General features: G+C 71.7%; 22 protein-coding genes and 4 pseudogenes. 8 read left to right on the plus strand and 18 right to left on the minus strand.

All coding sequences use genetic code 11. The features are described from left to right. Positions 1 to 10: 10 nt before the first annotated feature. From ACZ4WS_RS30640 to ACZ4WS_RS30650, 3 genes and pseudogenes are all read right to left on the minus strand, one after another. Positions 11 to 631 carry a response regulator gene (locus ACZ4WS_RS30640; protein WP_467985557.1) on the minus strand — a complete coding sequence of 207 codons (621 nt, stop codon included), beginning with the start codon at positions 629 to 631 and terminating at the stop codon, positions 11 to 13. Between the two features lie 154 nt (positions 632 to 785). Next, positions 786 to 1,154 (minus strand): chorismate mutase, encoded by a 369-nt coding sequence (locus ACZ4WS_RS30645; protein ID WP_467985558.1) that lies wholly within the window; start codon positions 1,152 to 1,154, stop codon positions 786 to 788. Positions 1,155 to 1,165: 11 nt separating this feature from the next. Next, positions 1,166 to 1,636 (minus strand): annotated as a pseudogene (locus ACZ4WS_RS30650) (helix-turn-helix transcriptional regulator); the annotation flags it as partial. A gap of 494 nt (positions 1,637 to 2,130) precedes the next feature. On the opposite strand from ACZ4WS_RS30650, the gene ACZ4WS_RS30655 reads away from it, so the two are divergent. Beyond that, positions 2,131 to 3,957, plus strand: a complete 1,827-nt coding sequence (locus ACZ4WS_RS30655) for a glycoside hydrolase family 35 protein (RefSeq protein WP_467985560.1) — start codon at positions 2,131 to 2,133, stop codon at positions 3,955 to 3,957. Here ACZ4WS_RS30655 and ACZ4WS_RS30660 read toward each other — a convergent pair. The 9 genes and pseudogenes from ACZ4WS_RS30660 to ACZ4WS_RS30700 all read right to left on the minus strand — a co-directional run bounded on the left by ACZ4WS_RS30660 (position 3,843) and on the right by ACZ4WS_RS30700 (position 11,859). Beyond that, a complete protein-coding gene (locus ACZ4WS_RS30660; RefSeq protein ID WP_467985893.1) occupies positions 3,843 to 4,397 on the minus strand; it encodes a hypothetical protein in 555 nt (184 codons plus the stop codon). The genes ACZ4WS_RS30655 and ACZ4WS_RS30660 overlap by 115 nt on opposite strands. A 3-nt stretch (positions 4,398 to 4,400) precedes the next feature. Further along, positions 4,401 to 4,787: pseudogene (locus ACZ4WS_RS30665) on the minus strand (endo-alpha-N-acetylgalactosaminidase family protein); the annotation flags it as partial. A 169-nt stretch (positions 4,788 to 4,956) separates the two neighbouring features. Further along, positions 4,957 to 5,337 (minus strand): glycoside hydrolase family 101 beta sandwich domain-containing protein, encoded by a 381-nt coding sequence (locus ACZ4WS_RS30670; RefSeq protein ID WP_467985895.1) that lies wholly within the window; start codon positions 5,335 to 5,337, stop codon positions 4,957 to 4,959. Positions 5,338 to 5,349: 12 nt separating this feature from the next. Then, positions 5,350 to 5,976: pseudogene (locus ACZ4WS_RS30675) on the minus strand (endo-alpha-N-acetylgalactosaminidase family protein); the annotation flags it as partial. After that, positions 5,868 to 6,653 (minus strand): annotated as a pseudogene (locus ACZ4WS_RS30680) (endo-alpha-N-acetylgalactosaminidase family protein); the annotation flags it as partial. The pseudogenes ACZ4WS_RS30680 and ACZ4WS_RS30675, both read right to left, overlap by 109 nt. Positions 6,654 to 6,810: 157 nt before the next feature. Further along, positions 6,811 to 8,064, minus strand: coding sequence for a vWA domain-containing protein (locus ACZ4WS_RS30685; protein WP_467985562.1), 1,254 nt, complete (start codon positions 8,062 to 8,064; stop codon positions 6,811 to 6,813). Then, a complete protein-coding gene (locus tag ACZ4WS_RS30690; RefSeq protein WP_467985564.1) occupies positions 8,061 to 9,368 on the minus strand; it encodes an AAA family ATPase in 1,308 nt (435 codons plus the stop codon). The genes ACZ4WS_RS30685 and ACZ4WS_RS30690 overlap by 4 nt, the downstream gene beginning before the upstream one ends. Before the next feature lie 101 nt (positions 9,369 to 9,469). Beyond that, positions 9,470 to 10,918, minus strand: coding sequence for a hypothetical protein (locus tag ACZ4WS_RS30695; RefSeq protein WP_467985566.1), 1,449 nt, complete (start codon positions 10,916 to 10,918; stop codon positions 9,470 to 9,472). Between the two features lie 158 nt (positions 10,919 to 11,076). Next, on the minus strand, positions 11,077 to 11,859 hold the full coding sequence (locus ACZ4WS_RS30700; RefSeq protein ID WP_467985568.1) for a S1 family peptidase: 783 nt from the start codon (positions 11,857 to 11,859) through the stop codon (positions 11,077 to 11,079). 218 nt (positions 11,860 to 12,077) lie between these two features. On the opposite strand from ACZ4WS_RS30700, the gene ACZ4WS_RS30705 reads away from it, so the two are divergent. Beyond that, the gene (locus tag ACZ4WS_RS30705; RefSeq protein WP_467985570.1) at positions 12,078 to 12,974 is read left to right on the plus strand and encodes a hypothetical protein; all 897 of its coding nucleotides are present in this window, start codon (positions 12,078 to 12,080) and stop codon (positions 12,972 to 12,974) included. 87 nt (positions 12,975 to 13,061) lie between these two features. Beyond that, the gene (locus ACZ4WS_RS30710; protein ID WP_467985571.1) at positions 13,062 to 13,814 is read left to right on the plus strand and encodes an ankyrin repeat domain-containing protein; all 753 of its coding nucleotides are present in this window, start codon (positions 13,062 to 13,064) and stop codon (positions 13,812 to 13,814) included. Between the two features lie 171 nt (positions 13,815 to 13,985). On the opposite strand, the gene ACZ4WS_RS30715 is transcribed toward ACZ4WS_RS30710, so the two are convergent. After that, positions 13,986 to 15,416 carry an MFS transporter gene (locus ACZ4WS_RS30715; RefSeq protein ID WP_467985573.1) on the minus strand — a complete coding sequence of 477 codons (1,431 nt, stop codon included), beginning with the start codon at positions 15,414 to 15,416 and terminating at the stop codon, positions 13,986 to 13,988. A 140-nt stretch (positions 15,417 to 15,556) separates the two neighbouring features. On the opposite strand from ACZ4WS_RS30715, the gene ACZ4WS_RS30720 reads away from it, so the two are divergent. Next, on the plus strand, positions 15,557 to 16,078 hold the full coding sequence (locus ACZ4WS_RS30720) for a MarR family winged helix-turn-helix transcriptional regulator (RefSeq protein WP_467985575.1): 522 nt from the start codon (positions 15,557 to 15,559) through the stop codon (positions 16,076 to 16,078). A gap of 158 nt (positions 16,079 to 16,236) precedes the next feature. Here ACZ4WS_RS30720 and ACZ4WS_RS30725 read toward each other — a convergent pair whose 3' ends face one another. Both ACZ4WS_RS30725 and ACZ4WS_RS30730 read right to left on the minus strand, forming a co-directional pair. Next, positions 16,237 to 17,151 (minus strand): SDR family oxidoreductase, encoded by a 915-nt coding sequence (locus ACZ4WS_RS30725; RefSeq protein ID WP_467985577.1) that lies wholly within the window; start codon positions 17,149 to 17,151, stop codon positions 16,237 to 16,239. Between the two features lie 56 nt (positions 17,152 to 17,207). Next, positions 17,208 to 18,008 (minus strand): SDR family oxidoreductase, encoded by an 801-nt coding sequence (locus tag ACZ4WS_RS30730; RefSeq protein ID WP_467985896.1) that lies wholly within the window; start codon positions 18,006 to 18,008, stop codon positions 17,208 to 17,210. Positions 18,009 to 18,100: 92 nt separating this feature from the next. Between ACZ4WS_RS30730 and ACZ4WS_RS30735 the strand changes: the two genes are divergently transcribed. The 4 genes from ACZ4WS_RS30735 to ACZ4WS_RS30750 are packed head-to-tail and all read left to right on the plus strand — an operon-like array spanning position 18,101 to position 21,532. Next, a complete protein-coding gene (locus ACZ4WS_RS30735; protein WP_467985579.1) occupies positions 18,101 to 18,856 on the plus strand; it encodes an enoyl-CoA hydratase family protein in 756 nt (251 codons plus the stop codon). Continuing rightward, positions 18,853 to 19,716 carry a CoA transferase subunit A gene (locus tag ACZ4WS_RS30740; RefSeq protein WP_467985581.1) on the plus strand — a complete coding sequence of 288 codons (864 nt, stop codon included), beginning with the start codon at positions 18,853 to 18,855 and terminating at the stop codon, positions 19,714 to 19,716. Before ACZ4WS_RS30735 ends, ACZ4WS_RS30740 begins: the two co-directional genes overlap by 4 nt. Next, entirely contained in the window at positions 19,713 to 20,474 is a 762-nt protein-coding gene (locus tag ACZ4WS_RS30745) for a CoA-transferase subunit beta (RefSeq protein WP_467985583.1), read from the plus strand. The genes ACZ4WS_RS30740 and ACZ4WS_RS30745 overlap by 4 nt, the downstream gene beginning before the upstream one ends. Next, entirely contained in the window at positions 20,474 to 21,532 is a 1,059-nt protein-coding gene (locus ACZ4WS_RS30750; protein WP_467985585.1) for an NAD(P)H-dependent flavin oxidoreductase, read from the plus strand. Before ACZ4WS_RS30745 ends, ACZ4WS_RS30750 begins: the two co-directional genes overlap by 1 nt. Before the next feature lie 178 nt (positions 21,533 to 21,710). Here ACZ4WS_RS30750 and ACZ4WS_RS30755 read toward each other — a convergent pair whose 3' ends face one another. From ACZ4WS_RS30755 to ACZ4WS_RS30765, 3 genes are read right to left on the minus strand one after another with little or no spacing between them, the layout of a single operon-like run. Further along, positions 21,711 to 22,868 carry an acetyl-CoA C-acetyltransferase gene (locus ACZ4WS_RS30755; protein ID WP_467985587.1) on the minus strand — a complete coding sequence of 386 codons (1,158 nt, stop codon included), beginning with the start codon at positions 22,866 to 22,868 and terminating at the stop codon, positions 21,711 to 21,713. A gap of 23 nt (positions 22,869 to 22,891) precedes the next feature. Beyond that, the gene (locus tag ACZ4WS_RS30760; RefSeq protein WP_467985589.1) at positions 22,892 to 23,503 is read right to left on the minus strand and encodes a TetR/AcrR family transcriptional regulator; all 612 of its coding nucleotides are present in this window, start codon (positions 23,501 to 23,503) and stop codon (positions 22,892 to 22,894) included. Positions 23,504 to 23,518: 15 nt separating this feature from the next. Continuing rightward, the gene (locus tag ACZ4WS_RS30765; RefSeq protein WP_467985591.1) at positions 23,519 to 24,307 is read right to left on the minus strand and encodes an SDR family oxidoreductase; all 789 of its coding nucleotides are present in this window, start codon (positions 24,305 to 24,307) and stop codon (positions 23,519 to 23,521) included. Between the last annotated feature and the right edge of the window lie 75 nt (positions 24,308 to 24,382).

The following is a 24,382-nucleotide window of genomic DNA, read 5'->3' on the forward strand; positions in this document are numbered from 1 at the left end:
GGCATGCGCTTTATGTCCGGTCCTGCTCAAGCTTGCCGTTGTGGTCCGGTTCCCGTGTGCCGTTGCGGCCTTGCTCCTGCTTCCCGTTGCGGGTCTGTTCCTGCTTCCCCTTACGGGTCTGCTTCCGGTTGCGGGCCTCGCGCTGGCCGGGGACGCGGGGGTCGGGGTGGGCGAGGCCGGCGGAGTCCGGGGTGAGTTCCTTGACCAGGGCGCGCAGTGCGCGCACTTCGCGTTCCAGGCTCTGGAAGCGCTGGTGGGCGTCGTACAGGTAGCGGACCTTGGTGCGCAGCGCCCAGGGGTCGACGGGTTTCATGACGAGGTCCGCGACACCGAGGCCGAAGGCGGTGGAGGTGAGTTCGGCGTCGGAGCCGAAGCCGGTGAGCAGGATGATGGGGATGTGCTGGGTCTGCTCCACGCGCCGCATGTAGCGCACGACGTCCAGGCCGCTGACGCCGGGCATCCGCACATCGAGGAGGAGCAGTCCGACCTGGCCGCGCAGGACTTCCTTGAGTGCCTCGTCGCCGCCGGTCGCCCGCGATACGAGGTAGCCGAGGGGGGCCAGGGCGTTCTCCAGGGCGTACAGCGTGTCCGCATGGTCGTCGACGATGAGGATCTTGGCATCCGGAGGCATGGCCCGACGTCCCCTCGTTTGGACAGACCAGCTTATGCCCGTACGGACTCACGACGTGGGCCCGTGGTTGTGTCAGGGAGTGCTCGACAGAGTGCTCGACAGAGTGCTCGACAGGAAGTGCTCAGCGCAGGATGCACGCTGGGACGGCCCGGTGTCACTCCCCCGTGTCGGCGGTGCTGCCGACGGTGTCGTCCGCGATGCGCTCGTGGTGGCGGATGACCTCGGCGATGATGAAATTCAGCAACTTTTCCGCGAAGGCCGGATCCAGGTTGGCGTTCTCGGCGAGGCGGCGCAGCCGGGCGATCTGGTGGGCCTCGCGGGACGGGTCGGCGGGCGGCAGCTGGTGGGCGGCCTTGAGGTGGCCGACCTGCTGGGTGCATTTGAAGCGCTCGGCGAGCATGTGGACGACGGCGGCGTCGATGTTGTCGATGCTCTCGCGCAGCCGGGCGAGTTCGGCGCGGACGGCCGGGTCGACCTCGTGGTCCCTGCCGCCGGCCGTTCCGTTGGTGTTGCTGGTACTCATGGGGACCAACCCTACGTGGCGTGCAGTCGCTCGATCATGGGTGGATCGTCCGGATCCGGTATCCGGTTGCTCCAGCCGCCGGGGACGGTGCGGCCCTGCTGTTCCCGGAAGCGGACGGGTGCCATGCCGACACGGCGGGTGAACAGGCGGGAGAAGTAGGCGGGGTCGTCGTAGCCGACGCGACGGGCGACGGCGGCGACGGGGAGTTCGCTGGCGGCGAGGAGTTCCTTGGCTCGGCCCAGACGGATGCCGAGGAGGTAGTCCTTGGGGCTGCATCCGGCGCCGCGGCGGACGGCGGTGCGCAGTTCGGCGGGGGTCATGCCGTGCCGGGCCGCGTGCTCGGCGACGGACAGGGGCTGGAAGGCGTCGCGGGCGAGGGCCTGGAGGACTTCGTCGCCGTCGGGGGCGAGGTCGGCGCGGGCGCGGCGCAGGGCGACGAGGAGTTCGTGGACGGCCGCGCCCGTCTCCACCTCCAGGAGGGGTTGCCGCGGCAACTGTTTGACGGGGGACGCCTATTGCTCGACGTTAACTCGATCGTGTGATCGTCGGCTTCTCGGCTTGCTGCGCCGTTCGGGCATCGGGGTAGCGTGGGCACCGCGACCTGGGACGCCAGGTGCGGTGCCAGCGTGCGGGGCCCCTACTCCACCAGCGAGATGGTTCAGGGCCTCCCCGTCGCCTCTGGCCGCATCCACGAGGCCAGGTCGTGAGGGACTCCGCCCTTCCGGAACCGGACCACGGACACGATCCGTGTCGCCACCCGGAGGCGAAAGCGGATGACCAGTGCGCCCAAGACCGTTCGGGGCGTGCCGGCGCGCGGGTTCACTGCCGCTCGCTGCCCAGGAACGGTGAAATAGCGCATCCAGTTGCGCCCCCGGTCCTGATTGGCGTCACTCAGGGGGACACTGGGCATCGCTTGCTCCAACCAGCACTGATCTTTTCCATGGACAAGAGCCCCGCTACAAGTGATCGTGTGGCCATGAGCGAGTTCACGGTGGGGGACACGGATTTTCTGCTGGACGGGCGCCCGGTGCGGCTGCTGTCCGGCGCGCTGCACTACTTCCGGGTGCGCGAGGAGCAGTGGGCGCATCGGCTGGGGATGCTGCGGGCGATGGGGCTCAACTGTGTGGAGACGTATGTTCCGTGGAATCTCCACGAGCCGCTCCCGGGTGACTTCCGGGATGTGGAGCGGCTGGGCCGCTTCCTGGACGCGGCCCGCGAGGCCGGGCTGTGGGCGATCGTGCGCCCGGGCCCGTACATCTGCGCGGAATGGGACAACGGCGGGCTGCCGCACTGGCTGACGGGGAAGCTCCGCACCCGGGACGAGGAATATCTGGGGCACGTGGAGCGTTGGTTCCGCGTCCTGCTGCCGGAGATCGTGGCGCGGCAGGTCGACCGCGGCGGGCCCGTGCTGATGGTGCAGGTGGAGAACGAGTACGGCAGCTACGGCTCCGACCAGGTGTATCTGCGCCGGCTGGCCGATCTGCTGCGCGCCGAGGGCGTGCGCGTGCCGCTGTTCACGTCGGACGGGCCCGAGGACCACATGCTGACCGGCGGCTCGGTCCCCGGTGTCCTGGCGACCGCCAACTTCGGCTCGGGCGCACGCGAGGCCTTCGAGACGCTGCGCCGGCACCGGCCCGAGGGCCCGCTGATGTGCATGGAGTTCTGGTGCGGCTGGTTCGACCACTGGGGCGCCGGCCACGTCGTACGCGATCCCGGCGACGCGGCTCAGGCACTGCGGGAGATCCTGGAGTGCGGGGCGTCCGTCAACCTCTACATGGCGCACGGCGGCACCAACTTCGCGGGCTGGGCGGGCGCCAACCGGGGCGGCGGCGATCTGCACGAGGGCCCGCTGGAGCCGGACGTCACCTCCTACGACTACGACGCGCCCATCGACGAACTCGGGCGCCCCACCGAAAAGTTCTGGCACTTCCGGGAGATCCTCGCCGGGTACGCCGACGGTCCGCTGCCCGACGTCCCGCCCGCGCCCGCGCGACTCGGGGCGGCCACGCCGGTCGACCTCGGGGAGTGGGCTTCTCTGGACGCCGTGCTGGAGGCGGCGGGCGGCCCCGGGGGCGAGTACCCGGTGCCGCCGACCTTCGAGGAACTGGACGTCGACCAGGGCCTGGTCCGGTACGAGGTGACCGTGCCCGGGCCGCGGCAGCCGTACCCGCTGCTCCTGCGCGGGCTGCGGGACCTGGCGGTGGTGTACGTCGACGGCGTACGGGCGGGGGTGCTCACCGAGGACGAGCCGCAGCTCAAGGAGCCCGTCGCGGGGCACGCGCGCGTGGAGCTGTGGGTGGAGTCCCTGGGGAGGGTCAACTACGGGCCGCGCCTGGGCGAGCCGAAGGGCATCACCGGGGGTGTGCTGCACGAGCGGCAGTATCTGCACGGGGTGCGGGCCCGGGGGCTGCGGCTGGACGCGCTGGACGACCTCGGGGCCGTCCCGTTCCGGGAACTCCCCGGGGACGGCGCCCCCGGCCTGTACCGCGGCACCTTCGAGGTGCGCGGCGCCGGGGACGCCCTCCTGGAACTCCCGGGCTGGACCCGGGGGTTCGTGTGGATCAACGGGTTCAATCTCGGACGCTACTGGTCCGTGGGCCCGCAGGGTTCGCTGTACGTCCCCGGTCCCGTCCTGCGTGAGGGCGTCAACGACGTGTGGATCCTGGAGCTTCAGGAAGCCCCGTCGCTTCAGGAGACCTCGCTCACCTCGAACGAGTCGAGCGAGAACTCGGCCGTGCCGTCGTCTCCGACCTTGCGGAGCCCGACCCAGGCCTCGCCCGCACCGGGCGCGGTGAACTCGTAGGACAGTTCGGTCGGTTCGGTGGCGACGGGGAGATCCTTGCGGTCGAGCTCCGTCGTCGTCGCGCCCTGGTCGACGGCGGTGATCCAGGCGTACTGCCCGGCCTTCTCGTTCTCGTGGCGGAAGGTGACCCGGCAGCGCCGGCCCGGTGCGAACCGCACCGTGTGCGGCACGGTCCGGTAGACCAGTCCGTCGTTCTCGCCGCGCGACTTGAGGGACTCGGAGCCGTCGATGACGTCGTCGATCGCCTTGCCGTTCCAGCCGCGCTGGGTGAACGGCGCGTGCCGCTGGGCGATGTGGGTGCGCGGGTCGGTGGCGCCGCCCGCGTCGCCCTTCACGAAGGGGCCCCAGCCCTGAGGGACGTTCTCGAAGTCCTCGAAGACGAGGGCGCCTTGCTTGGCCGGGCGGGGGCCCGGTACGACCCGTACGTTGTCGAAGCGCACGCGCGCGTGCCCGGCGTCGGCGCGCAGGGTGAGGTCGACGGGGCCGCCGCCCTCGGGGACGGTGAAGCAGGTGAACATCCGCTGGAAGCGTGTGCCGTGCTTGCGGTCGGCGGCGACGTAGTTGCCCGCGGTGGACGTCTCGGTCCAGTTGGCGGCGATGACGCCGTCCGCGGTACGGACCTGGAGGCACGCCTTGCGGGTGCCGTCCGCGCTCTCGCCGACCTCGACCTGGACGGAGGCGGCGTACGGGCCCGGCTTGAGGCGGGTGAGCCGCTGGGAGACGGTGGCGGCGCCGCCGGAGGCGATCACCAGCTCGTAGTCGCCGAGGTCGCTCAGTGCGACGGAGGCGGGGCCGGTGACCGTCCAGCCCTTCAGGGAACCGGAGTTGAAGCCGGGGTCGCGGAGGGGCGTCGCCTGGCCCCAGGAGGGGTCGGGGCTGTCCGCGGTGGGGGTCCCCCGGTCGAGCGAAGCCGGGACTGGGGGAGGGTGCGGTAGAGGACGTACGGCTGCTTGGGCGTGGCGTCCAGGGTGACCTTTCCGGCGCGTACGGGGACGTACTTCAGGAAGACCCGGCCCTGGTCGGTGAGCGGTACAGGGCGACTCCGGAGAGGCCTTCCCATCCGCGCGGGAGGCGCCAACTGCTGCTGCCTCCCTGGGGGTTGTAGTGGTAGAGCTTCGTGGGGTTGGTGGGCTTCCTCGGCTCCCAGGGCAGGAGGTAGCTGCCGCCGTCGTAGACGAGCCGCCCGTCGGTGGTGATACGGCGGGTGCCGTCCGCGTCGGACACCGAGGTGCCGGCCGGTCCGAAGAAGGTGATCTCGTGCTCCGCCCACGCCTTGATCGGGTACGCCTGGAGGTACTTGGCGGGCAGTGAGTCGGTCCAGATCAGGTCGTGGAAGTGGGTCCAGTCGGTCTTGCCGGTCCAGCCCTCGAAGTTGCCCATGCGGGCGATGCCCAGCAGGGTGGGCCACTTGTCGGCGAAGACGTCCTTCTGGTGGTTGCGGATGAAGCGGATCAGCCGGGAGTTGATGCCGCGGGAGGTGTCGGGGCCGTAGTCCGTCTCGGTCGCCCAGTGCGACCACAGGGAGGAGCGTTCCAGGCCGTGGCCCCACTCGGATGTGACGTGCCAGCCCTGCTCGCGCAGGGCGCGCTGGAGGCGGTCGGAGGTCCAGCCGGACTCGCGGAAGACGTCGATGTAGAGGGAGTTGAGGGCCGGGTCGGCGTCGCGGCGTAGATCGGCGAAGCGCTGGACGATGTCGCCGGAGACGAGGTCGCGGCGCTGGTCGATGCGGTAGCTCTGGTCCAGCCAGTCCCACTGCTCGTCGGTCTTGTCGACGAGGGTCTCGGAGAAGGCGTGGGCGACGGGGTAGGACTCGGTGGCATTGACGTGGACGGCGAAGTCGCTGTTCCACTTCTTGCCCTCCCTGACCAGGGTGTTGAGGTCGTCGAGGCCACCGGCACGCTTGTTGTAGTTGCCCGCGTAGTCGGGGTGCGCGAGCTGGTGCTGTCGGGTTTGTCGTAGACCGTGTTGGTCTCGACGGCGCCCGCGAGTCCGTGGTGCGCGACGACGGCGTAGGCGCAGCCGCTCGCCGCCTCCGCCGGGGTGTCCGCGGTCGGGGCGACCAGGGTGTCGCCGCTCTTCGACTTGTCCAACTGGATGCGGGGGGCCAGGAGTTGGGCGCCGGACTGATCGCTGCGGACGGAGAGCAGAGCGAGGCCGGGGATGCGGAGGGTGCCGACCGGGAGGGCAGTGGTGTCGGCGATCTCCGTGACTCTCCAGGTGACTTGACGGTCCGTCACGACGACCTCGACGTCGATCGTGGTGCCGCCGTCGAAGGCCAGCCGGTACGCGACCGCGTCGGCGCCCGCCGTGGCGGTGACCGTCGGGGTGCGTTCGGTGCCGTCGATCAGGACGGAGGTGACCTCGCCCTCCTGGCCGTGCAGGACGGCGCCGGTGGCGCGGTCGGTGTAGGAGACGATCCGCGGGAAGGCGGCGGCGACCCGGACTTCGAGGGGGGCGGAGCGGATGGTGAGGTCGTCGGCGGGGGCGGTGCTCTCGTCGGGTCCGCCGGCCGCCGAAGCCGCACCGGGCATGCCGAGTGCGGCCCCGATCCCGGCTGCGGCTCCCGCGGCGACGACGGCACGACGGCTGGGGGCGAAGGTGTTCGAGGGCAGGGCTGAGGAGGTGTCTGAAGGCAGGGCTGCGGACATGGCTGAGGGCATGGCTGTGGACGTGGCTGTGGACGTGGCTGAGGGCATGGCTGAGGGCTGCAAGGCACTCCTCCTGGAGGCGGCGTTCGGGGTGCCGCCAGCCTGCGGCGCGTGAGCCCAACGTGCCCATGGACAAAGAAGGGAGAGCAGTTGGACTAACGAGCCTGACGGGCCGACGGACCGAGCACTCCCGTCCCGGGTGGGCTCACCGAGCGGCGGGTACCGAGCCGATCTCGACCACGCGTGCCCACGCGGGCGGCGAGTCCGGCACGTACTCGGGATCGTCCTCGTCCCACGACGCGTGCCGCCGAGGGAACAGACCCACCACCGTCCGGCACGGCGGTCTCGACTCCGGCCAGGGCGTCTGCCCGTCGGTCAGGACCACGACGACGTCGGGCCGGGGCTGTGTGCGGAGCGCCTTGGCGAAGCCCGTGCGCAGATCCGTACCGCCACCGCCCAGCAGCGGAATTCCCTCGGCACGGCACAGCGGGTGCGCGATCCGGGCCGCCGCGTCGCACGGCACCACGGTGACCAGGTCGCGCCGGCCGCCCACGGCACGGGAGATCGCGGCGACTTCGAGGAGCGCGCTGCCCAGTTCGGCGTCGCTGACCGACCCTGAGGTGTCGATGACCACGCAGACCCGGGGCGGCCTGCGCCGCAGGCTCGGCAGAATGGCGCCGGGCACCCCGGCCGAGCGCCGCGACGGCCGGCCGTAGGTGTAGTCCTCGCCCGCACCGGAGCCGGAGGCCGCCGAGCGGACCGCCGCTCCCAGCAGCTCCCGCCACGGCTGCGGCGGGTGGAACGCGTCCTCCGCCCACCGCCGCCAGCCCTTCGGGGCCTTCCCCGGACGGGCGTTGATGCCCTGCGCCACCCGGAACCGGACCGCGTCCCGTTCCTGCTCGCTGAGGCCGTGCGCGCCGTCCGCTCCCAGGTCCCACTCCCGGTCCAGTCCGTCGGCGCCGCTGCCGCAGTCCAGCCAGGCCAGGTCCTGGGTACGCGCACCGAGCCGGAACTGGCGGAGGTAGTCCTCCATGAGCTCCCCGTCAGACAGGGCCAGAAGCTGCGGCTCGACAGCTCCTTCGGGCCGGACCAGCCCATCCCCGTACGCGTCGTCGTTGATCTCGCAGTCCGCGGCGATGTTCATCCGCAGCCGCTCCCCCGGGCCGGTCAGCCCGTGCTCGCGCGCGAACCGGTCGCTGCGCCCGTGATGGTCGCGCAGCAGGTGCGACACCTCGTGCACCCATACGCCGGCCAGTTCCTCGACCGGCGTCCGCTCCACGAAGGCGGGCGAGACATAGCACCGCCAGTGCCGGTCGACGGCCATCGTCAGTACCCGCCGCGACTCCACGGTGTGCAGGGCGAACAGCGCCGTCGCCAGGTAGGGCCGGACCCGGGCGGCGTGCAGCCGGGCGGCGAAGAGTTTGTCGAGGTCCAGTGCCCCCGGGGCGTCCGGGGTCATCGGCCGGCCTTCGCGGCGACGGCGGCGGCCCGGGCCTCCGCGCGGTCTGCCGCCTGATCCGCTCGCCGGGACAGGGACACCACTCCGGTGAGCCGCTCGATCGACGCCGGAACGTCCCAGTCCTCCTGGCGCAGTGTGGCGAGTGTGGTCGCGGGCACGACCACCAGGTCGGGGGCTCCGGTCTCCAGCGCCCGGACCAGCAGCGCCCACGCCGCGTCCCAGCGTGCCCTCTCCGGGCGCTTGCGGACGGCGGCCACCACGCCGTCGAGCACGGCCTGGCGCAGATCTCCGCGCTCGGGCAGGACGGCACTCTCCGGGTCGGCGAGCAGCGTCTCGGGGTCCGGGAGGTCCATCCGGTCCAGGCTTGCCAGCAGCTCCAGCCCCGGACCGTCCCCCACGGTGCCCCTGACCAGCAGGGAGAGCACTTCACGGGAGGAGCCGGCCGCGGTCGCGAAGGCGATGAGACTCAGGGTCATGTCCCAGCTTCGGGGGGACGGCCAGGCGCCGCCCCGGCGGGTTTCGCTGCTGGGCAGCCGGTGCACGAGCGCGGGGCGGGCGGCGAGGAGCCCGCACACCGCGCGGCGGGCGAAGTCCACGGCCTCCGGCAGCTTCTGCGGGTCGAGTCGCGGCAGGGTCGCCCGGGGCCAGGTCCCGCCGAGGCCGCGTACGACGACCTCGTGGTCGTGGGTCCACTGGAGATGGACGAACCGGTTGGCCAGCGGCGGACTCAGCTCCCAGCCGTCGGCCGCCGAGGACCGCGGATTCGCCGCGGCCACGATGCGGACGCCGGGGGGCAGTTGCAGGGCGCCGATGCGCCGCTCCAGTACGAGGCGGAGCAGGGCGGCCTGAACGGCCGGCGGCGCGGTGGACAGCTCGTCCAGGAACAGCAGCCCCCGTCCCGCCCGTACCAGTCGCACGGCCCAGTCCGGCGGGGCCATCGGGACACCCTGCTCCGCGGGATCGTCGCCGACGATGGGCAGCCCCGAGAAGTCGGACGGCTCGTGCACGCTGGCGATCACCGTGGTCAGCGGCAGGTCCAGGGCCGTGGCGAGCTGCGTCAGGGCCGCGGTCTTGCCGATCCCCGGCTCACCCCACAGGAGCACGGGCAGGTCGGCGGCCACGGCCAGCGTCAGGGCCTCCAGCTGGGTGTCGGGGCGCGGTTCGGTGGTGGCGTCGCGCAACAGGGTCAACAACTCGCCGGCGACGTCGAGTTGGGAGGCGGGGGCCGGGGCGGAGGGGGTGGCGTCGGAGCAGGTGGCGTCGGAGAGGGTGGTGGCGGCGGTGTATGGGGTGCATGTGGGCATATTTCATCACCTTTGGGTTCGTGGTGGGGCGCGTGGGTGTGCGGGACGGACGTCCTGGTTCAGCGAGGGGTCGTGTGGCGCGGGGACGGACGTCCCCGGGGTCAGCGAGAGGCTGTGTGGCGCGGGTGGGTGCGGTGGTGGGAAGGACGGCTTTCGCCCGGGCGGATGCGGCCGGGTCCGGGTCCGGCCAGGCCTGCCCTGAACAGCCCGTAGGTGATCCGCCGTTGCGCGGCCGCCTCCAGTTCGTCCCGCAGAGCGCCGCCGCGCAGCACCACGTCGGGGCCCAGCAGTCCCTCGACGACGGCCAGTGCACCGGCGGTGTCGCCATGGATCAGGCGTTCGTGGACACCACTGAGGCAGTCCGGACGACGGTGTGCCTCGTCGATGGCCCGCAGACAGGGAAGCGGAGTACCGGTCAGTGCGACCAGCAACTCCTCGCGGCGGATCTCGGCCGGGTCGTGGTCCAGCGGCGCCAGTACGCCGTCGACCAGGCCGATCCGGTGCTGAGCGCCGCGGCACTCCACGAGACGCGGTTGCCCTGCCCGGTCCGGAGCCCCGGAGCGACCGGCCGGCACATGATCCGGTACGAGAGCCGAGGCGACCAGCGGATGCAGCCGGTCGGCCTCGATCCAACCGGCACGGATCAGTTCCAGGTCGGGCGGCACCCAGGTCGCCGCGTCGGGCAGCACCGGCAGCGCGGAGGCGCTGCCGTCCGCGGGCGCCGCCGCGATCCGCAGAGCGGGCGGCCCGGTGACGTCGCCGTCCGCGCCCAGGTCCAGGACCAGCCGATGCCCGCCCCCGAACCGCACGGTCACGGTCCCGGCCGTCCGTCCCTCCGTGCGGAGCAGAATCCCCGCCTCGGCCGCCCAGCGGTCGACGGCGCAGCCGCGTCCCTGGGGCACCAGCCCCAGCCCCGACGGATCCGGGTCCGGGTCCAGGTCCGTGGGACGGCCGTCGGCGGGCGGCCGTTCGGCCCCGGACCTGACCCGCAGCTCGTCGGTCCTGCGCGCGTCCCACAGGTGACGGTGCAGGTCGAGGCGGAACCGCCGGTTGGGCCGGGGATGCGGATGCCGACGGGCGGCGGCCTCGAAGGAGAACCCGTCGTGGGGTGCGCCTTGGGATCCGTCCCACAGCGCGAGGCTGATCCGCTGGCCGCCGTCCGCCCAGGCCGGTGGAGTCCGGACCACGAGGTGCACCGGACTTTCACTGTCACGCCCCGCGGCGCCGTAGTCGTAGCGAGCCAGAGTGATGGTCAGCCCCGGCCGCAACAGCCCATCAGGGGCGACCCTCGGCATGTGCCAGCGCAACAGGTCGGGAGCCAGATGGCGGAGGTCGGCCCGGACCCGAGCGGCGAGGTCGTGGCCGTAAGTGCGTGCCACGGAACGCAGATTGAGATCGACATCGATGCCTGCGGCGGCGCACGCCCCCGCCCAGTCCCCGGCACAGCGGCGGGCGGTCGCAGTCTCGATCATGGACGGCGGCACGGCGAACTCGCGCACGCGCAGCCAGAAGGAAAGGCGGGAATCCCCATTCGCGATATGAGTGAGCATCAGCACTCACCTTGCGCGGACGGGTCCCCCATTCTGTCAATAGAGTGAGTCGTCATCGCGGGGAGCATAGCGTTCGTGACCGCGATCTGTCAGGTGCGCGGCGGAGCGCCCGCAACCGGGGCCACGGGCGCCCGCTCAGCGACGTACGACCGCGGCTCCTACAGTCCGGACGCCGCCCGGGCTATGTCGGCCGCGAAGGTCGACACCTCGGAGTACACCCCGGGGTAGCCGGGCTCCGCGCAGCCCTGACCCCAGCTGACGATCCCGACCTGGATGTACGCACCCGTGTCGTCCTTGCGGAACATGGGCCCGCCGGAGTCGCCCTGACAGGTGTCCACGCCGCCCTGCTCGACGAACCCGGCACAGATCTCGTCACCGGGGACGAGATCACTGCCGTACGCCTGCTGACAGGCGGCGTCGTCGACGAACGGGACGGTGGCCTTGCGCAGATAGCGTTGCTGGGCGCCGCCCTCACGGGTGGCGCCCCACCCGGCGACGGTGAAGTCGCCGTTGTTGTACGCGGTGGTGGTGGCGATCTTCAGGGTGGGCTGCTCGATCGGCGTGGCGAGCTTGATCAGGGCCCAGTCCTTGCCCTTGCCGTTGTAGCCGGGCGCCTGGAGCACCTTCGTCGACTTGACCTTGATCGCGCTGCTGCTCTGCAGGTCGACGACGCCGGCGGTGGCGGTGATGGAGGTGTTGTTGCCCGAGCCGCTGACACAGTGCGCGGCGGTCAGGACGATCTGCTTGGTGTACAGCGCGCCGCCACAGCCCATGGACAGCCGCACCATGAACGGGAACTCGCCCTGCGCCGCCCGGGTCCCGCCGACGACGGGCGCGGGCGCGGCCTGTGCGGAGACGGGCTGGAGAGAGACGGCGGCCAGGGTGACGGCGCCGAGGGCGAGGGCTCTCTTGACACCGGTGAACTTCTTCGGAGACTTCAACGTGCTTCCTCTCGTGGGGGGTTGAACGCAAGGCAGCGCGTACACGGGCGACAGCCATGGCATGCCCCTGCCAAGCTGGTGCGGATTATCGAGACCGCCGAGCGGCACCGGCAAGGAGCCCTTTCCGGCCAGCGGCGGCCGACCACGGGCCCGCGCGCCCCACCTCCTGCCAGAACCCCGCATACAGTGGAGGCCTGACGTCTTCAGGGGGTGCGGACGTGGCGAACGGCGGACCCGTCGAGCACGGCTACCCACACCTCGACACGGTGCGGGCCTCGATCACCGCGCTCTACAAACGGCTCTCGTACGACACCATCCACACCTTCGCGGCCAGCGTGGCCCCCGCCGACGTGGCCTTCAGCGACACCGACGACCTGCACCTGGGCGCACAGCGCGTGGCCCGCGAGATGGTGCGCCACTACCGGCTGCCGGACGCCCGGATGATCGTCGGCTTCCGCGAGATGACCCACGCGGCGAACGTCGAACTCACCGCGGGCCCCGAGTACTTCATCGAACTGAACGACCGCTTCCGCACCCACCGCCATGACATCGGCGCCGCCCTCGCCCACGAGGTGATGCACGTCTATCTGCACCGCCTCGACCTCTCTTTCCCCGGCACCCGCGACACCGAGATCCTCACGGACACGGCGGCGACGTATCTGGGCGCGGGCTGGCTCCTCCTCGACGCGTTCCGCGAGGACGCGGCGTCCTCGCAGAAGCTCGGCTACCTCACCCCCGAGGAGTTCGGGTACGTCCTCGCCAAACGCGCCCTGGTCTTCGGCGAGGACCCCTCGATCTGGTTCACCAGTCCGCAGGCGTACACCGCGTACACCAAGGGCATGGCCCAGGCCCGCCGCGACGAGCAACAGCCCCCGCTGACCGCGGCCGGCTGGGCGGGCCGCCGCCGCTACGCCAAGGACCGCCGCTACGCCCAGGACCACCACGCCCCCGGCGCCCAGCCCGGCCTCCCCTACACCTTCACCCCCGACGGCCACGGCCCGCTGCGCGTGTCCTTCCCCTGCCCGACCTGCCACCAGCGGATCAGGGTGCCGGTACGCGGCCGGGTACGGGCCCGCTGCGCGCTGTGCCGGACGGTGCTGGAGTGCGACACGTGAGTGAAGGGACCCGCGAGGCGTAAGAGGTGAGACAGAACACCTCAAAAGGCTTTGCCTCGCGCGTCCTTCGCGAGCGAGGGTCGAAGGATGAGCACGAACGACCCCGCGACACATCTCTTCACCGCTGTGTACGAGGGTGACGAGGACGCGGTCGTACGGCTGCTGCGCTCCGGCGTGAGCCCGGAGTCGGTGGACGCGGACGGGCAGACGGCGCTGTATCTGGCGGCGGTGAGCGACCAACCCGGTGTCGTACGGCTGCTGTTGGTGGCCGGTGCCGCGCCCGACCGGCTCAGCCAGGGCACCGACGCTCCGCTGTGCGGGGCGGCCTGCGGCGGTCACACAGCGGTCGTCCGTGCCCTGCTCGCGGCCGGAGCCGCCCCGGACACGGTGGAGGCGTTCGGCTTCACGGCCCTGACGTGGGCGCTGCGGCTGGGCCATGTCGCGGTGGTCACGGAACTCCTCGCGGGCGGCGCCGACCCGGACCGGCCCGGACCGACCGGTGAGCCGCCCCTGCTGGTGGCGGCGCGGCGGGGCTCCGAGGGGTGCGTACGAGTCCTGCTCGCCCACGGGGCGCGGGCTCGGGGCGAGGCCCTCGCGGAGGCGCGGCGCTGGCTGGCCCTCGACGTCGAGGCCGAACTCCGCGCGGGCCTGGAACGGACCCATGGCCCCGGCCACCGCTCGGTCACCCACCGCTACGCGGCCCCGGAAGACGACGGCATCACCATCGAGGTCCAGCTCCTCGATGCGGAAGGGCGGCCGATGGCGGCCGACGACCAGCAGACGGGGCACGGGGCGATAGCTGCGCTGCTCGAAGGGGGGCGGGGGGCCGGGGGGCCTTGAGAAAAGCGGGTTTCGCCCCCGCCGCCCCTACCCGTCCGGTCCCGTCCCTGGGGCTCCGCCCCAGACCCCGCTCCTCAAACGCCGGAGGGGCTGATTCTTAGCGGGGGTCTGGGGGCGGCAGCCCCCAGGTACGGGACGCGTAGGGGCGGCGGGGGCGAAAAACCCCTCCACTCACCCCTCACCCACCGCCCGCCGAGGCAACCCCACACACAACCCCGCACAGAGCACGAACCCGGCGACCACCCAAGGCATCGCCGTGGTCAGCGCATGAGTCAGACCACTCGAGGCGTGCCCGAAGAAGACCGAACCGATCGCCGCCGCCCCGAGCGCCCCACCGAACTGCTGAGCGGTGGAGAAGATCCCGGACGCCCCACCCGCCAGCTCACCAGGAACCGCGGACAGCACGACATTCACCAGCGGAACCACCAGGAACCCCAGCCCCGCCCCAGCGAGCACCAGCCCCGGCACCAACGGCCACGCCCCGGTGTGCGCGACGGACGCGTCGGCAACGGCGGCCCACACCCATCCGAAACCGCCCGCCATCATCAGCGCCCCCGCCCCCAGCACGAGCCGCCCGAACCTCACGGCCAGCCCGTCGGCCGCGGGCGCGGTCAGGAACCCGCCGACCGAGAAGGCCACGGTGACCAGCCCCGCCTGCATCGGCGTATACCCCTCACTCCCCTGAATCCAGATCGCGAAGATCAGGAAGAACCCCTGCATCCCGACGGAAAAGAGGAGCTGCACGAGCACACCCACGGAGAACGCGGGGAGCCGAAAGGCCCGCACCGGAAGCAACGGCACCGTCGCCGCCCCGCGCCGCCGAGCCTCATACACCCCGAGCCCGCCCACCGCGAGCACCCCACCGCCGAGGCAGACCCACCCCCACAGCGGCCACCCGTTGCTGCGCCCCTGCACCAGCGGAAGGACGATCGCGACCAGCCCGCCGGCCAGCACGAGACTCCCCACCGCATCGGGCCGCCCGGCGGACCGTTCACGCGTGGACGGCACCAGGACGAGTCCCGCCACGAAGGTCGCGACGGCGACCGGCACGTTCACCAGGAACACGGACCGCCAGCCCCACCCGAACAGATCGGCGTCGGTGAGCAGCCCCCCGAGCAGCAGCCCGACGGCGGAGGCGAACCCGGCGACGGCGCCATACATCCCGAAGGCGGCCCCGCGCTCCTTGCCCTGGAACAGCGTGCGGAACGAGCCGAGCACCTGGGGCATCAGCACCGCGGCCATCACTCCCTGCACGGCGCGTGCGGCGATCAGCTGACCCGGCGACTGCGCGATCCCGCACCCGAGACTGGCGAGGCCGAAGCCCGCCGTACCGGCGAGGAAGAGGAAGCGCCGCCCGAAGCGGTCACCGAGGTGCCCGGAGATGATCAGGGTCGCGGCGAAGCCCAGCAGATACGCGGAGACCAGCCACTGCAGGGCGTTCTGCGAGGCGTGCAGGTCGCGGCCTATGGACGGGATCGCGACGTTGACGATCGTCACGTCCAGCAGGTCCATCAGCGCCGCGATCATCATCACGGCGGCGGCGGCCCAGCGGCGCGGGTACGGCTCCGCGAGCGACGTGGGCGCGGTCAGGGTGGCGGACATGATCTCTCCTCTGTTGTCCGGTGGTGTCCGTTGGTGCCCGGCGGATTTATTTCGTTCGGACTAACTAAAGACTTACAGCCGGCCCGCCGTGATGGCAAGTCTTTAGTTCGACCGAACGAAATATTTGTTAGCCTGAGCCCATGAGCAGCGGAGAGAAGGAAGCGAAGGACGAGAGGCCCGCCGAGAACAAACGCGACGACAGGCGCGACGACAGGCGGGCCAAGACGCTGGAGCAGCTCATGACCGTGGGCCGCGAGCACAGTGGCGTCACGGTGATGTTCCACGCGGCGGTCGCGGCGAAGCAGGGCCTGAGCGCCACCGAGAGCAAGACCCTCGACCTGCTGGAGCGGTTCGGCCCGCTCACCGCCAAGGACCTCGCGGAGCACACCGGCCTGGCCCCCGCCTCCGTCACCGGCCTGATCGACCGCCTGGAGGCCAAGGGCTTCGTGCTCAGGGTCAAGCACCCGACGGACAAGCGCCGGGTGGTGGTCGAGCCGAACCGGGAGAAGATCGCCGAGCTGGCCGTCTTCTTCGAGGCCTGGGCCCGCGACATCGTCGAGGCCTGCGAGGAGTTCAGCACGGACGAGCTGGAGACCGTGATCCGCTTCCTGTCCGTGATGGGCGAGCAGCAGCGGAAGGCCGCCGCCCGTCTCTCCCGCTAGAAGGGCGGGCGACCCTCCGCCGCCCGCATCCCCCGACATCCGTCGAACCCACCGGGGTTCCGCGGGCGGCACGCTCCACGGCGCCTCAGCGGGCATCCTCCCCAGCCAGAGGCGCGGGGCCCAGGGCCCGAACTCCTAGGTGTCGTACGCCGATCGCACTACTGCGCCCCGTACACCGCCCCCGGATCCTCCGCCTCCGCCAGCAGTTTCAGCGCCGCGTCCCCCGCCTCGGACGGAGTCCACCGCGCCCCCTTGTCCGCGCTCGGCCCCGGCCGCCAGCCCCCCATCACGGTGATCCGGCCGCCCTCGGCCTCGAAGACGCGCCCGGTGACCCCGGCGCTCGCGGCCGAGCCCAGCCAGACCACCAGCGGCGACACGTTCTCGGGTGCCATGGCGTCGAAGCCGGTCCCGGGTGCCGCCATCGTCTCCGCGAAGGTCCGCTCCGTCATCCGGGTGCGGGCCGCCGGAGCGATCGCGTTGACCTGGACGCCGTACCGGCCCATCTCGGCGGCGGCGACGAGCGTCAGCCCGACGATCCCGGCCTTCGCCGCGCTGTAGTTGCCCTGTCCGACCGACCCCAACAGCCCCGCTCCGCTACTGGTGTTGACGACCCGGGCCTGCGGCGTCCGCCCGGCCTTCGCCTCGGCCCGCCAGTACGCCGCCGCGTGCTTCAGCGGCAGAAAGTGCCCCTTCAGGTGGACGCGCATCACGGCGTCCCAGTCGTCCTCGTCGAGGTTGACCAGCATCCGGTCGCGCAGGAACCCGGCGTTGTTGACGAGGGTGTCGAGACGGCCGTACGCCTCCAGGGCGGCGCGTACGAGGGAGGCGGCGCCCTCGGTCGTCGCGATGTCGCCGCCGTGGGCCACCGCTTCGCCGCCCGCCGCGCGGATCTCGTCGACCACCTGCCGCGCCGGGCTCTCCGGGCCCGGTGTGCCGTCGAGGCCGACGCCGAGGTCGTTCACGACGACCCGCGCGCCCTCGGCGGCGTACGCGAGCGCGTGCGCCCGGCCGAGCCCGCGCCCCGCACCCGTCACGATCACGACCCGCCCCTCGCACAGCAGCGGTGCACTCATCTCACTTCTCCTTGTCATCCGTGGCGTCCGTGGCGTCCGTGGCATCCGTGGCGCCGTTATCGCTCGTGGTCCCTGTCGTCCCTGTCGTCCGTGTCGTCCGTGTCGTCCGTGTCGTCCGTGTCGTCCTTGTTGGCAGTCGCCGCGTCGAGGAAGGCGGGCCGCTCGCCGCCCCCGTGGACGAGCAGCGAGGCACCGCTGATGTAGGCGGCGGCGTCCGAGGCGAGGAAGACGGCGGCCTCGCCTATGTCGGACGGCTGGGCGAGGCGACCCAGCGGGACGGTGCGCGCGACGGCGGCGATACCGTCCTCGCCGCCGTAGTGCAGGTGGGCCAGCTCGGTACGGACCATGCCGACGACGAGTGTGTTGACCCGGATGTCGGGGGCCCACTCGACGGCCATCGAGCGGGCCAGGTTCTCCAGGCCCGCCTTGGCCGCCCCGTACGCCGCCGAGCCGGGCGACGGACGCGTCCCGCTCACGCTGCCGATCATCACGATCGAGCCCTTGGCACGCCGGAGATGGCCGTACGCGGCGAGGGAGGCGGTCAGCGGCGCGGTGAGGTTGAGCTCGATCACGCGCGCGTGCCGTTGGGCGTCGGACTCCGCCAGCGGCCGGTAGGGGGCGCCGCCGGCATTGTTGACCAGGACGTCGAGCCGGGGCAGCGCGTCGAAGAAGTCGCGTACGGCGGCCGGGTTCCGCAGGTCCACGGCCGCGAACCCGACACCCTCGACCGGCTGTTCGGGCGGTCTGCGCGCACAGGCCACGACCTCGGCACCCGCCCGCGCGAACGCCCGCGCGATCCCGGCCCCGACCCCGCGGGTCCCGCCCGTGACGACGACGGTCCTGCCGCTGAGATCCACGTTGTCCACAGGGCCTCCCGTTCGGATCCATTCGCTGCTAGCTTCGGAATCGCACCTAACAAACGTTTGGTGGAAAGGTAGCTGATGTCCCCATGGGTGTCTCCACCTCGTCCCCGGGAAAGGGGATTTTCGTCGTCACGGTCGACTTCCCGCCGGTGAACGCGCTGCCGGTGCAGGGGTGGTTCGACCTGGCCGACGCCGTCCGCGCGGCGGGCCGCGACCCCGGGATCCGCTGTGTGGTGCTGACGGCCGAGGGGCGCGGTTTCAACGCGGGCGTGGACATCAAGGAGATGCAGCGGGACACCACCGGCCACGGCGCGCTGATCGGCGCGAACCGCGGCTGCTTCGAGGCGTTCGCGGCGGTGTACGAGTGCGAGGTGCCCGTCGTCGCGGCGGTGCAGGGCTTCTGTCTGGGCGGCGGGATAGGACTCGTGGGGAACGCGGACGCGATCGTGGCGAGCGAGGACGCCACCTTCGGGCTGCCCGAGCTGGACCGGGGCGCGCTCGGCGCGGCCACCCACCTGGCCCGGCTGGTCCCCCAGCACCTGATGCGCGCGCTGTACTACACCTCGCGCACCGCGACCGCGGCCGAGCTGCACGCGCACGGCTCGGTGTGGAGGGTCGTACCGCGCGATGAACTGCGGGTGGCTGCCCTGGAGTTGGCTCGCGAAATAGCCGCCAAGGACGGACACCTGATCCGGCTCGCCAAGGCCGCCATCAACGGCATCGATCCCGTCGACGTGCGCCGCAGCTACCGCTTCGAGCAGGGCTTCACCTTCGAGGCGAACCTCAGCGGGGTGGCCGACCGCGTCCGCGACACCTTCGGCAAGGAGAGGGCTGAAAAGTGAGCGACAAGACCATGCCGGCGGAGGAAGCCGTCGGCCGTCTGGAGAGCGGAATGACGCTCGGTATCGGCGGCTGGGGCGCGCGCCGCAAGCCGATGGCCCTGGTGAGAGCGGTGCTCCGCTCCGAGATCACCGATCTCACCGTCGTCTCGTACGGCGGCCCGGACGTCGGCCTGCTCGCCGCCGCCGGACGGATCCGGAAGCTCGTCACGGCCTTCGTGACCCTCGACTCGATCCCGCTCGAACCGCACTACCGCGCGGCACGTGAGAGCGGCGCCTTCGAGCTGATGGAGGTCGACGAGGCGATGTTCATGTGGGGACTGCACGCGGCCGCCAACCGGCTGCCCTTCCTGCCGGTGCGGGCCGGTATCGGCTCCGACGTGATGCGGGTCAACCCCGGCCTGCGGACCGTCACTTCGCCGTACGCCGACCAGCCCTCGGGGATACGGGAGGAGTTCGTCGCCATGCCCGCCCTGCGCCTGGACGCCGCCCTGGTCCACATGAACCGCGCGGACCGCCTCGGCAACGGCCAGTATCTGGGCCCGGACCCGTACTTCGACGACCTGTTCTGCGAGGCGGCGGACGCGGCGTACGTGTCCTGCGAGCGGATCGTGGACACGGCGGAGCTGACCAAGGAGGCGGCGCCGCAGACGCTGCTGCTCAAGCGGTCGAGCGTGACGGGCGTGATCGAGACGCCGAACGGCGCGCACTTCACGTCCTGCGCGCCCGACTACGGACGCGACGAGGCCTTCCAGAAGCTGTACGCCACCACGCCGTACGCCGAGTTCGCCGAGCGCTTCCTCGGCGGCGACGAGCACGCCTACCAGAGCGCCGTCCAGGCCTGGCACAAGGAGCAGCGGTGACGACCACCACCCGGACAACCCGAGCCGAGTACTGCGTGATCGCCTGCGCCGAGACCTGGCGGGACAACGGCGAGGTGCTCGCCAGCCCCATGGGCCCGATCCCGTCCTTCGGCGCCCGCCTCGCCAAGCGCACCTTCGCGCCCGACCTGCTGCTCACCGACGGCGAGGCGCTGCTCGTCGGACTCGACGGCACACCGGAGGGCTGGCTGCCGTACCGGCAGCATCTGACCATGGTGACCGGCGGGCGCCGGCACGTGATGATGGGCGCGAGCCAGATCGACCGCTTCGGCAACCAGAACATCTCCTGCATCGGCGACTGGTCCCGGCCCGGCCGACAGCTGCTCGGCGTGCGCGGCGCACCGGTCAACACCCTGAACAACCCGACCAGTTACTGGGTACCGAGGCATTCGCCGCGCGTTTTCGTCGAGAAGGTCGACATGGTGTGCGGGGTGGGGTACGACCGTGCCGCCGCGGCGGGCCCGAGCGCCACCCGCTTCCACCGCATCCCCCGCGTGGTGACCGACCTCGCCGTCCTCGACTTCGCCACCCCCGGCCACTCGATGCGCCTCGCCGCGCTGCACCCGGGCGTCACCGTCGAGCAGGTGCGGCGGGCGACGGGCTTCGAGCTGTCCGTCCCCGACGAGGTGCCCTGCACCCGGGAACCGACGCCGGAGGAGCTGGAGTTGATCCGCGAGGTCATCGATCCGGGGGGCACCCGGGATCGTGAGGTCCCCGAGCCCGGCAAGGCCGGGCGCTGATGGACACCGCGCTCACCCGGCTGGTCGGGGTCCGCCACCCCGTCGTACAGACCGGCATGGGCTGGGTGGCGGGCCCGCGCCTGGTCTCCGCCACGGCGAAGGCGGGCGCGCTGGGGATCCTGGCCTCCGCCACGATGACCCTCGACCAACTGCGGGACGCCGTACGGGAGGTCAGGTCCCGTACGGACGAGCCGTTCGGTGTGAACCTGCGCGCGGACGCGGGGGACGCGGGCGACCGGGTCCGGATCATCATCGACGAGGGTGTCCGCATCGCGTCCTTCGCGCTCGCCCCCTCGCGCGAGCTGATCGCCGAGCTGAAGGACGCGGGAGTGGTCGTCATCCCCTCCATAGGCGCCCGGCGGCACGCCGAGAAGGTGGCCGCCTGGGGGGCCGACGCGGTGATCGTGCAGGGCGGCGAGGGCGGCGGGCACACCGGCGAGGTCGCGACGACCGTGCTGCTGCCGCAGGTGGTCGACGCGGTCGGCATCCCGGTCGTGGCGGCGGGCGGCTTCCACGACGGGCGGGGGCTGGTGGCCGCCCTGGCGTACGGCGCGGCGGGGATCGCCATGGGCACGCGTTTCCTGCTGACCTCCGACTCGACGGTGCCGGACGCGGTGAAGGCGAGGTATCTGGCGGCGACGGTGAAGGACGTCACCGTCACGACGGCCGTCGACGGACTGCCGCACCGCATGCTCCGCACGGACCTCGTCGACTCCCTCGAGAGGTCCGGCCGTACGAAAGCGCTGGTCCAGGCGGTCCGCCGAGCGGCGGGCTTCCAGAAGATGTCCGGCCTCTCCTGGCCTCAGATGGTCCGCGACGGCCTCGCCATGAAGCACGGCAAGAACCTGTCCTGGAGCCAGGTGCTGCTCGCCGCCAACACCCCCATGCTGCTCAAGGCCGCGATGGTGGACGGTCGTACGGACCTGGGGGTGATGGCGTCCGGGCAGGTCGCCGGGGTGATCGACGACCTGCCGTCGTGCGCGGAGCTGGTGGACCGGATCGTGGCCGAGGCGGAGGAGACGCTGAAGTCCCTGGAGCTGCTCAGAGCCGCTCGATGACGAACCAGGCGTGACGCCGTCGTCAGAGCCGCTCGATGATGGTGACGTTGGCCTGACCGCCAACCTCGCACATGGGCACCGTCCCCGACGGCCCGCTCGCACTGCTCGGCCCAGGGGCCTCACAGGCTTCGCGAGCCTGCGCCGGACTCCGTCCGCCGAACCAGGGGTGACGCCGTCGTCAGAGCCTCTCGATGATGGTGACGTTGGCCTGACCGCCGCCCTCGCACATGGTCTGGAGGCCGAAGCGGCCGCCCGTGCGCTCCAGTTCGTGCAGGAGTGTCGTCATCAGCTTGACGCCGGTGGCGCCGAGCGGGTGGCCGAGGGCGATCGCGCCGCCGTTGACATTGACCTTGTCGGGGTCGGCGCCGGTCTCCTTCAGCCAGGCGAGGACGACGGGCGCGAAGGCTTCGTTGATCTCGACGAGGTCGATGTCGCCGATGCTCATGCCGGTCTTCTTGAGGGCGTGCGCGGTGGCCGGGATGGGCGCCGACAGCATGCGGATGGGGTCCTCGCCGCGTACGGAGAGGTGGTGCACGCGGGCGCGGGGAGTCAGCCCGTGTTCCCGTACCGCGCGCTCGGAGGCGAGCAGCATCGCGGCGGCGCCGTCGGAGACCTGGGAGGAGCAGGCGGCGGTGATGGTGCCGCCCTCGACGACCGGCTTCAGGCCCGCCATCTTCTCCAGGGAGGTGTCCCGGCGCGGGCCCTCGTCGACCGCGACCTCCCCGTAGGCGACGGTCTCGCGCGCGAAGCGGCCCTCGTCGATGGCGCGGATGGCCCGCCGGTGGGAGCGGAGCGCGAACTCCTCCTGGTCGCGGCGGCTGATGCCCCACTTCTGAGCTATCAGTTCGGCGCCGTGGAACTGGTTGACGGGCCGGTCGCCGTAGCGCGCCCGCCAGCCCGCGCTGCCCGCGAAGGGGCCCTCGGTCAGGCCGAGCGGTTCCGCGGCCTGGCGGGAGGCGAAGGCGATGGGTATCTGGCTCATGTTCTGGACGCCGCCCGCGACCACCAGGTCCTGGGTGCCGGACAGGACGCCCTGGGCGGCGAAGTGCACGGCCTGCTGGGAGGAACCGCACTGCCGGTCGACGGTGACACCCGGCACCTCCTCGGGCAGCCCGGCCGCCAGCCAGCAGGTGCGGGCGATGTCCCCGGCCTGCGGGCCCACGGTGTCCAGACAGCCGAAGACCACGTCCTCGACGGCGGCCGGGTCCACGCCGGACCGCTCGACCAGGGCTTTGAGGACATGCGCGCCGAGGTCGGCCGGGTGGACACCGCTCAGGCCTCCCTTGCGCCGCCCGACGGGCGTGCGGACCGCTTCGACGATATAGGCCTCGGCCATGACAACTCCCCTGACATCAACGGCTATGTACGTACGGAGATCCCGTCGAGGACCATCGACAGGTACTGGCGGGCGATCTCCTCCGGGCTGTGCTGCCCGCCGGGCCGGTACCAGGACGCGGCGACCCACACGGTGTCGCGCACGAACCGGTAGGTGAGCCGGATGTCGAGGTCCGCCCGGAAGACCTCGGCGCCGACGCCGCGCTCCAGCGTGCTCAGCCACGCCTTCTCGAAGTTGCGCTGCGACTCGGCGAGGAACGCGAAGCGCTGCTGCGCGGCGAGGTGCTTGGACTCCTTCTGGTAGATCGCGACGGCGGCGCGGTGCCGGTCGATCTCCCGGAAGGACTCGGTGACCAGGGCCTCCAGGGTTTCCCGGGGGCCCAGTTCGGCGTCCAGAACGGTGTCGTACCCGTCCCAGAGCTCGTCGAGGAAGGTTCGCAGGATCTCTTCCAGCATCGATTCCTTGGAGTCGAAGTGGTAGTAGAGGCTGCCCGCGAGCATCCCGGCCTCGTCCGCGATCTTGCGTACGGTGGTGGCGTTGTAGCCCTGCTCGGCGAAGACCTCGGCGGCGGTGTCGAGCAGTTCACGGCGCCGCTCCGGCGAGGCGGTCACCTGGGGCTTCTTCTTGGTAGGCACGGTTCCATTGTGGTCCTAGGAGTGCTGGCTGCTGACGGCGACGACTTCACCCGTCATGTACGAGGAGTAGCCGGACGCCAGGAACACGATCACGTTGGCCACCTCCCAGGGTTCGGCGTACCGCCCGAAGGCCTCGCGGGCGGTGAGCTCCTCCAGCAGTTCGGGTGTGGTCACCTTCACCAGATGCGGGTGCATGGCAAGGCTCGGCGACACCGCGTTGACGCGGACCCCGTACGCGGCGGCCTCGATCGCCGCGCACCGGGTGAGCGCCATGACCCCGGCCTTGGCCGCGGCGTAGTGGGCCTGACCCGCCTGGGCGCGCCAGCCGATGACGGAGGCGTTGTTGACGATCACGCCACCGCCGGACGCCTTCATCGCCCGCAACGCCGCGCGCGTGCACCGGAACGTGCCGTTGAGTGTCACGTCGAGCACCTTCGACCACTGTTCGTCGGTCATGTCGACGAGGGCCGAAGTGCCGCCCAGGCCCGCGTTGTTCACGACGATGTCCAAGCTGCCGTGCAGTTCCAGGGCCGTGTCGAAGAGGGCTTGGACCTGCTCCCCGGCGGTGACGTCACAGGGTGCCGAAGCGACGCTCGCGGCGCCGAACTCCTCGGCGAGCGCCTGCTCGGTCTCTTTGAGCCGGCGCGCGTGCACGTCGCTGATCAGAACGCGCGCGCCCTCCTCCAGGAACCTGCGCGCCGTGGCCCCGCCGATGCCCGCGCCCGCCGCGGCGGTGATGACGGCGGCGCGCCCCTTCAGCAGCCCGTGCCCCGGTACGTACGCCGGACTCTCGACGTCGCTCATGACTCCACGCTAACCTACCAAACACTTGTTAGGGAAGGCTGCCGCCGAGACCGCCACCGAAGCTCGCCGCCCATA

The organism is Streptomyces sp. NPDC029292, assembly GCF_055569295.1.